General features: G+C 42.4%; 7 protein-coding genes and 1 tRNA gene. 3 read left to right on the forward strand and 5 right to left on the reverse strand.

The genetic code is table 11. The annotated features are described in order from the left end of the window. Window positions 1–518 precede the first annotated feature (518 nt). The 3 genes from U9Q77_12545 (at window position 519) to istB (ending at window position 3,333) form a co-directional block, all read left to right on the forward strand. Window positions 519–592 (forward strand) — tRNA-Arg (locus U9Q77_12545). A gap of 451 nt (window positions 593–1,043) precedes the next feature. Continuing rightward, the gene (istA, locus tag U9Q77_12550; GenBank protein MEA3288188.1) at window positions 1,044–2,561 is read left to right on the forward strand and encodes an IS21 family transposase; all 1,518 of its coding nucleotides are present in this window, start codon (window positions 1,044–1,046) and stop codon (window positions 2,559–2,561) included. A 10-nt stretch (window positions 2,562–2,571) separates the two neighbouring features. Then, complete coding sequence (gene istB, locus U9Q77_12555) at window positions 2,572–3,333, forward strand: IS21-like element helper ATPase IstB (GenBank protein ID MEA3288189.1); 762 nt, start codon at window positions 2,572–2,574, stop codon at window positions 3,331–3,333. A 1,104-nt stretch (window positions 3,334–4,437) separates the two neighbouring features. Here the strand turns inward: istB and U9Q77_12560 are convergent. The 5 genes from U9Q77_12560 to U9Q77_12580 form a co-directional block, all read right to left on the reverse strand. Then, complete coding sequence (locus U9Q77_12560) at window positions 4,438–4,854, reverse strand: DUF86 domain-containing protein (protein MEA3288190.1); 417 nt, start codon at window positions 4,852–4,854, stop codon at window positions 4,438–4,440. Beyond that, window positions 4,847–5,248, reverse strand: coding sequence for a nucleotidyltransferase domain-containing protein (locus U9Q77_12565; protein ID MEA3288191.1), 402 nt, complete (start codon window positions 5,246–5,248; stop codon window positions 4,847–4,849). Before U9Q77_12565 ends, U9Q77_12560 begins: the two co-directional genes overlap by 8 nt. Before the next feature lie 427 nt (window positions 5,249–5,675). After that, complete coding sequence (locus tag U9Q77_12570) at window positions 5,676–6,083, reverse strand: HEPN domain-containing protein (protein ID MEA3288192.1); 408 nt, start codon at window positions 6,081–6,083, stop codon at window positions 5,676–5,678. Continuing rightward, entirely contained in the window at window positions 6,076–6,429 is a 354-nt protein-coding gene (locus tag U9Q77_12575) for a nucleotidyltransferase domain-containing protein (GenBank protein ID MEA3288193.1), read from the reverse strand. Before U9Q77_12575 ends, U9Q77_12570 begins: the two co-directional genes overlap by 8 nt. Before the next feature lie 92 nt (window positions 6,430–6,521). Continuing rightward, window positions 6,522–7,556 carry a hypothetical protein gene (locus tag U9Q77_12580; GenBank protein ID MEA3288194.1) on the reverse strand — a complete coding sequence of 345 codons (1,035 nt, stop codon included), beginning with the start codon at window positions 7,554–7,556 and terminating at the stop codon, window positions 6,522–6,524. Window positions 7,557–8,159: the final 603 nt, after the last annotated feature.

Consider the following 8,159-nt stretch of genomic DNA (forward strand, 5'->3'; position numbering starts at 1 on the left):
CATTACGGTTTCGAGAGCACTTCTATTGGATAAGCAAAGAAAGGAATCAGGTGCTCCCAGTTACCGTACCATGATAGATTATTCTGATCAAAATCCTTCATGCACATATAAGAGGCTGCCCCATATTTGGAGCGGCCTTTTTTTATATCTTGTCGCGTAAAACACTAAACGTTGCCTATCCAGTTTCAAGTATATGAAATATAGCGAGTTAGGGGAGAAATATATCCAGATCTCCATACCATCTCCATATCGTTACCGGTATGTTTATCCCAATTTGTCACTTACTGGATACATTTCTTTAATCCGTTGTTCTACCGAATTGGTAGTGTTTTGGGCAAACTGGGTAGGGGAGTGTCAGAAAGGGTGCTTTCATAACTCACTGATAAAACAGATAGATAGAGATACATCTTGCAGAATGCGGGGTGATAAATTATAATGCCGTGCTCAAAATGCTCCGGTAGCTTCCTCCTTCGCTTTTCAAGCTACGGCGGGACAGGCAGCTGGATATTTATTGACATGCTCCGGTAGCTCAGCTGGATAGAGCAACGGATTTCTAATCCGTAGGTCACAGGTTCGAGCCCTGTCCGGAGTACGCCCCTAACCCCTTATAATACAACAGTTATGAGGGGTTTCTTTTTTCTTGAAGGTGTCCTCCAATCACCGTATTTCATCGAATTAAATGCAAATAATGGGGTACAGGTGGGGAACGTTATTCCTGCAAGTATACTAATATGCTCCTGAGAGCCACGAGAAGTTATTCAAACTGAAAAGCCGGATGTTGCTGGAAAATCCGGAGACCTTCGGACACCGATTCCGGAAAGTTTCGGACAGTGATTCCGATTTTCTTCGGACAGTGATTCCGGAAAGTTTCGGACACTTTCGGGGTATCGACCGGAATAATATTTAAAACCCCCCTGGCGATCTTTTCAGGGTTGCCAGTCTCCTGTTCAGAGTGAATATATCCTCTTTAACGTGAGAGGATATAGATGAGAAAAAGAATACTCAAGAACAGCTCACCACATCGGTGGGCAGGGAGATTAAAAATGAAACATATCCGCAAGATAATAGAGCTGCATGAGCGATCCGGCTTATCAGTCCGTCAGATCAAGAATGCTCTGAACTTACCCAGGTCCACCGTAAGTGATTACCTCAAGGCCTGGGGAGACAGTGATCTGTCCCTGAAGCAGATGGAATCACTTAATGATGATCAGGTCTATACAGCATTGTTTGGGTCAAAGGTTCAGAAATCAAGGCGTCCCCTTCCGGACTTCAGCAAGATGCATACCGAGCTGAAGAAGAAACATGTAACCCGTTCCCTGCTGTGGGAAGAGTATCGAGAGCAACATCCAAAGGGCTTGGGCTACTCCCAGTTCTGTGAGCACTACCGCCTCTGGTCAAAGAAGGTGAATGTCAGTATGCGCCAGGTACATAAAGCTGGAGAGAAGCTGTTCGTTGATTATTCCGGTTTAACCATGGAAGTCATTGATCCCAAGACAGGAGAGATCAGCAAAGCAGAAGTCTTTGTGGCAGCCCTGGGAGCCAGTGGCTACAGTTATGCTGAAGCCAGTATGAGCCAGCAGAAGCAGGACTTCATTACCTCACATATCAGGGCTTTCCAGTTCTATGGCGGCGTGACAGAGGTGCTGGTGCCCGATAATTTGCGGTCAGCTGTAACCAGAGCCAACTGGTATGATCCGGACATCAATGAGAGCTACCAGGATATGGCAGATCACTATGGTACCGTGGTAGTGCCTGCCAGGCCGTATAAGCCCAAGGATAAATCAAAAGCCGAGCTCAGTGTCAAGCTGGTGCAGCGCTGGATACTTGCCAGGTTGAGACACAGACAGTTCTTCAGTCTTCATGAACTTAATGAAGCGATCTGGGAACTTCTTGAAGATTTAAATCATCGCAAGATGAGACATCTGAACAAGAGCCGGCGTGAGCTGTTTGAAGAGTTGGACCAGCCTGCCCTGAAAGCGTTGCCAGAAAGAGCCTACATCTACAAAGACTTCAAAGACTGTAAGGTGAATATTGATTATCACATCCAGTTGGAAAGTGACTATTACAGTGTGCCCTACCAGTTGGCTGGTAAAGTTGTGAGAGCTCGCTATACTTCTACCACTGTAGAAATCTACCATGAGAACAAACGGGTAGCCACTCACCCACGTGGCCCTGGTAAAGGAATAGCTGCCACAATAACTGACCATATGGCCAGTGCTCATAAGGCGATGGCTGAATGGACCCCCTCCAAGGTCATAAGCTGGGGTAAGGGCTATGGTCCCACTACAGGAGATCTCTTTGAAAAGATCATGGCAGATAAACCTCATCCTGAAATGGGCTTCCGGACTTGCCTGGGAATCTTGTCCAGAGCTAAGGGTGAGGATAACTCAAGAGTTGAAGCAGTCTCGAAACGGATGCTGGAGTTGAAGCTTTACCGGGTTAAAAACTTCAAGAATATATTAAGCAACAAGACGTATAGCCAGACCCTGGATGAACCTCTGGAGATGACCCCTCCTGACAGTCACCATGAGAATGTTCGTGGTCAGCAGTGCTACCAGTGAGGAGAATGAGATGCTAGAACACACACTTGATCAGATCTCACAGTTAAAACTCAACGGCTTGAAAGCTGCTCTGCTTGAACAGATGGAACAGCCCAACCAGTATGCTGACATGAGCTTTGAAGAAAGAATCACTTATCTCATTGATAGAGAAGTTCTGGATAGAAACAACCGCAGGACCAAACGGATGCTACGCGCTTCACGAATGAAGTTTAAGTCGGTCTTTCCAGAGGACATCGATTATCGGGAGACCCGAAACCTCAAAAGATCAGTGGTAAAAAGCCTGCTCCAGAACAACTGGATCCAGCAAGATCAGAATATCATTATCACGGGAGCAACCGGGACAGGGAAAACTTATCTGGCCTGTGTCTTTGGGTGCCAGGCTATCATGTCGGGATACTCTGTTTATTACACCAGAATACCACCGCTCATTACTGATGTGGCCTTGGCCAGAGCTGAAGGAACTTATCCCAGGTGGATAAAACGAATGGCTCGTTATGATCTGCTCATACTGGATGATTTTGGTCTCAGTTCACTCTCAACACCACAGGCTCAGGAACTATTAGAAATTATAGAAGAAAGATCAGGGACAGGCAGTCACATCTTGACCAGCCAATTACCGGTGAAAGAATGGTACAGTATCTTTAAAAACCCGACCCTGGCGGATGCCATCATGGACAGGGTCATTCACAATGCACACAGATTAGAACTGGAAGGAGTAGATTCTATGAGAAAACTCAAAAACAGAGTAGGTCTCTCGGACACCTCGCCTTAAACTAGCTCGACCTGAACAGGGGCGAATCCGGTGTCCGAAACTTTCCGGAATGGGTGTCCGAAGCTTCCGGAATAACCAATCGAAGTATAGCTATGGTGAGAACTTCAGTTCAAGACACCAAATGCAGTTCAAAATGCGCGGTATTCGTCTTCGCGAGCAACGCGCGGCGATCTCTGAAGCCTACCATAATTTTGGAGACTGCTACATCCAAATGTGAAGCATAGTCCCGACAAGCCCCGACACTTCTGCTGGCAAACATCTTTATCACCAAGTATTCCGACGCTCTTATCCACCAACATCAAGATCACCGAGTGTTCCCACGCTCTTGTCTGCCAACATCGCGATCACCGAGTGTTCCCACGTTTTTTGTGGGAATGTATCGAGGTGAGTGCCTAACCCGCAGCAGCTATTCACAAATTTAAGTTGGGGTGCTTTCGAAAGTTTCGTTCACTGAAAAATGATATTCACAGAAGTTTTCTAATTATGTCCATAAGGTAAATAATAACAATAATATAAGGCGTAATATGACATCTCTAGTTTGTGCAATGATATGAATAATAGTAACTTATCAATAACCCCATACTGGTTATTGAGTTTATCGAAATGCAGCATGGGGTTCTGGGATCCTCCCCAAAAAAGGGCTTTAGCCCAAGATGTATCGGCAGCATGGTTGGGCTAAAGCCCTGATTTCATAGTGGTTTATTAAGTCCCCAGGCTGAAGAGGCTGTGTTAAAATTTCATTGCGCCGGAATAATTGCTTGCTAATATTAGCTTTAGTTGTCTACATATAGTGCTGTTACTATTGATACTTACCCCAGGCTTCAGCCTGGGGGTTATAAAAATATTAAAAAGGAGGGCTTTAGCCCAAGACAACCAGCTACACAGTTGGGCTAAAGCCCTGAATTTCTAGTGATCTGTTAATCCCCCAAGCTAAAGCATGGGGTAATTACAAAATGCCACAACCTTCATCTGAATTTTGTCAATTGTTACTTGTAACTCTTATGGTAACAGTGTTTTGCGCAAACTCCATAGGTCACTTAAGGTGTATCCACCTCATACTCAGTCAATTACAACTATTTTAGAGAAACTTCTGTATTCAATGGTTTAGAGCTCTGAGTAATTCAAAATGGCTGTGTTAAATTCCTCTAAATCTTTTAAGTGATGGTCAAGTATATTAGAAAGAATATCAATATTAATATTTTCATATTCGTGGACGGCGATATTTCGGAAGCCCACCATAGCATGCATCTTTTTTGTCAGGTCAGTTGAAATAATCCCCTCTGTTTCCAATATTGAGAAATGTTCCTTCAGGCTTTTCGGCAACCCTAAGCCCCCATCAGCGATGACATGTCCGGCACAATCAATTGCAGCCTGGCTTGCCCGTTGGAGATTCAAAACGAAAATATCCTGAGTATCGAGATCTGCCAATGTATCAGCCTGTAAACCAGTCGTATGGGCAATGCGTTTTAAGCAGCGTTGAATAATGGCAACCTTTGCCTGGATAATGTCCTGATCAACCATAGATACTCACATTCCCCAAACTTTCTTCAATGGGTTTCCTGACTCGTTTGAGGTCTATGTATTCTTGATTTGTGCGCACGATAAAATGATTTAAGGCTCGCTTGTCCTGACAAATAATCAGTTCACCTTTTCTCAACACTTGATTTCTCAAAATGACTGAAACTTCAGATAGTTCTACCAAATCGATTTCTCTGCCTGTAATATCAGACAGTTCCTGAGAAATGTCCATTTGATCCGGAAATGACAAATCACCTGAGTGAGTTAAAACTGCTATATCTATATCGCTATTTATGCTCAGGCGATCAGATACAATTGAGCCAAATAGATAGACTGCGCTTATATCATCCCTGTCAGAAAAATATGATATAATTTGTTGTTTGAGCGTGGTAGCCATTGGGGAAGTTAATTGGAAATTATGGGTTAAAAATAAAAAGTTGTGATGTGTGGGAAAGTCAAAGGTCTTATGGTCGAAGGTGAAAGGCTGGGAAGTTTGAAAGTTTGGAGGATTGAAGAACCTGGAACTTAGCCTAAATGATCGGGGGTTTGAGTGATGAGAGTTAATTAATAGCTTTTGATCAGTTCTGTTTGTTGGCAGGGAATTACGATTACGCCATTGTGAAGGGTTGGATTGGAGTTCCAGGGTGAGCTACGGTGAAGGAACCCTTGTCTGAGGCGTAGCCGAGTTTGGGTGACGCGTAGCTTGCACTGAGAACGACACCAACGCTTTACTCAGGCACGTCGTTAAAAGAGAATTTTCTTGTCCGGCGTAACTCTTCGAGTGAAGATGGATGTCTTGGTGGCTAGAAGGTGGTGATTTACTTTTACCCTGTTACATCATTCATGTTTATTTTCAATATATCGCATACTTTTCCGAACAAGCCTTGAGTAAAATCCAATACTTCTTTTATTTCTTCCCTTGGAGGTAAGGTTTTATCTGGTGTTGGATAGGACTCTTCAATGTGATATTCAGTGACGATGTCCAATAAATCTAACTCATCACCTTTTAGTTCTATTTCACCTTCAACATGCGCATATAGCTCGTTTAGATCATGTGTTCGGGGGATCTTTTTATTCCGATAAGCAAGAAATGATTTTAGTATTTTTTCAATACAGTAATGTAGATCAACTCCTATGCTGTCCGTAAAGTGATTTGCTTCGAACAAAATATGTGCAGAGCTTAGGTCATGATATGCTTTTACTAACCATTCTTGGGCAGATGTTTTATTCATAGATAATTTTTCCGTTTTGCAGAATGTCGACTTTGTAAAAATAATCTTCTCGTTGTTTGATATATGCAGTAGGCGCAGATAAAATATCGAATCCGATTTTGTATTTGAAGATCAATTCTCTGATGTTTTTCCTGGCTTCTCTTGAATAGGTCCTGATATCTTCAATTTTCAAATCATCTTTCAATAAGAATAAATCGATATCACTATCTTCGGTTGGCATTCCATAAGCATAGCTCCCAAAAAGAATTATCCTATCGGGATTAAGTGGCATAAGCCGCTCAATTATTTCAGGTGTTATTTTCTCAATATCTATCATTTCAATCCATGGATATATTGCTAACTGCACTTTTCCAGTGACAAGTTGCTGGAGTCCTAAATTACACTAAAATAGTGCTCTGCTGAGATGTCTGATTTTCATACCCTTGCGGAGTGGGCAGTTCAAGATTCCTTGTGATTTCCTTGATGAGAATCACGGCGTTCACTTTCAACAAATTGAATTTTACCGGGTCCTTCAATGGCTTTCAAAGCAATGTCTTTCAGTGACTTTTCTGATATATCAACTTTCTGAGCCATGGATTGCAATTGACCTTCCGTCTCCTTGATCTTGCCTTCCAGCGATTTAATCTGATGATCTCTTAATTTAATCTGGCCTTCAACCTCTTTCGCTTTTAACTCTTTTTCGTAGACAAATTCTTTCGTAAGCGTCTTATCCAACTCACTTTTCGCCAGTTCTACCGCTTTCTCCAACTTTCCAGGAAAACCTTCCAGCTCTTTCCTTATTTTTGTATTCTCTTGTTCATTCTCAAGAATTGATCGTTCTCTATCAGCAAATTCTTTTTCAAGTTGAAGCTTTTTGTCTTTTAGCTCAGTTTCCTGTTGTAGCTTCATGGTTTCGTATTCGTCAGTTTCGCGTTTCTGTTTCAGCAAAAGATTATACTTATACTCTTCAGCCTCCCGCTTTCTCATTTTGAGTTCAAGATCCTGTTGTTCTTTTATTTTTATATCATGAGAGAGTTTCTCTTTATTCCACTTATTCTTTAACTCATCCATTTCTGCTTTGAGAATATGCTTCTGTTCCGCCATCTCCAGCTCATATTTTTCACGACTTTCTTTTTGAGCGATTATTATTGCAGCCAACGAATCAGTATTTGCAGCGAGCCCATACAGATCTTCTAGACTATTCTTCTCGATTTTAATAGCCGTCTGGATATCGGCTAGCTTATTGTGCTCATCCAATATTTCTGTCTGAATTTTTTCAAGGGATTGAACAAATTCTTGCTTTATTGTGGCTAATTGGGAAACGATTCCATCTTCAGTATTTTTCCTGGCAGAAGCAACAACCTTCTCATCTGCTTTGCGCTGCTGAACTTCTTTTGGTTTATCCTCAGATTTCTGCTTCAGTTTGCTTAATACTTCTTCGTAAGCCTGCAAGATCTGTGCTTTTGTACTTTTCATATCTACTACATTACTCATGGAAACTCCCCGTTCCTTTACTTGATATCCCCGAATCCATTATAGATTGCACCGATTTCTAATCCAACCCTATCAACATTGACGAAACCGCAAAAAGTAATTTAATAACCATCAAATACACCCTAACTCATTTAATATTAACCACATAACTCAAATACTCCTAAATCCATAAATATCAATACTCTGCGCCTCTGCGTGCGAGAGGTAGTTTTTGCGAGACCATCAACATTGACGATCCAATAAAAAGCTAATTCCATGGCTAAGCAAAGATTTCGTCCTACAAGGAGTCGCATTTTTTCAAGACTTTGCGTCTTTGCCTGCCCGCACGAAGTTATACGCAGGCGGGCGAGAGGGACTTTTTGCGACACCATCAACATTACAATAAAATAATATAGTTAGAAGGTGGAACAAGCGCCAACTCCTAAGGTCACCAATTTCATGAGGGAGCACAATCCGTTCCTCAGAGTGTCATTTTAAATTCTGATGGTGGTTTTTTTTGTTTGGGGGTTGGGAAGTTTGAAAGTTTGGAGGTTTGGAGGTTTGGAGGTTTGAAGGTTGGGAGGTTTGGAGGTTTGGGCGTTTGGGGTTAGGTTGTGAATTGTG

The organism is Candidatus Neomarinimicrobiota bacterium, from assembly GCA_034716895.1.
GTDB lineage: Bacteria > Fidelibacterota > UBA8477 > UBA8477 > JABMPR01 > JABMPR01.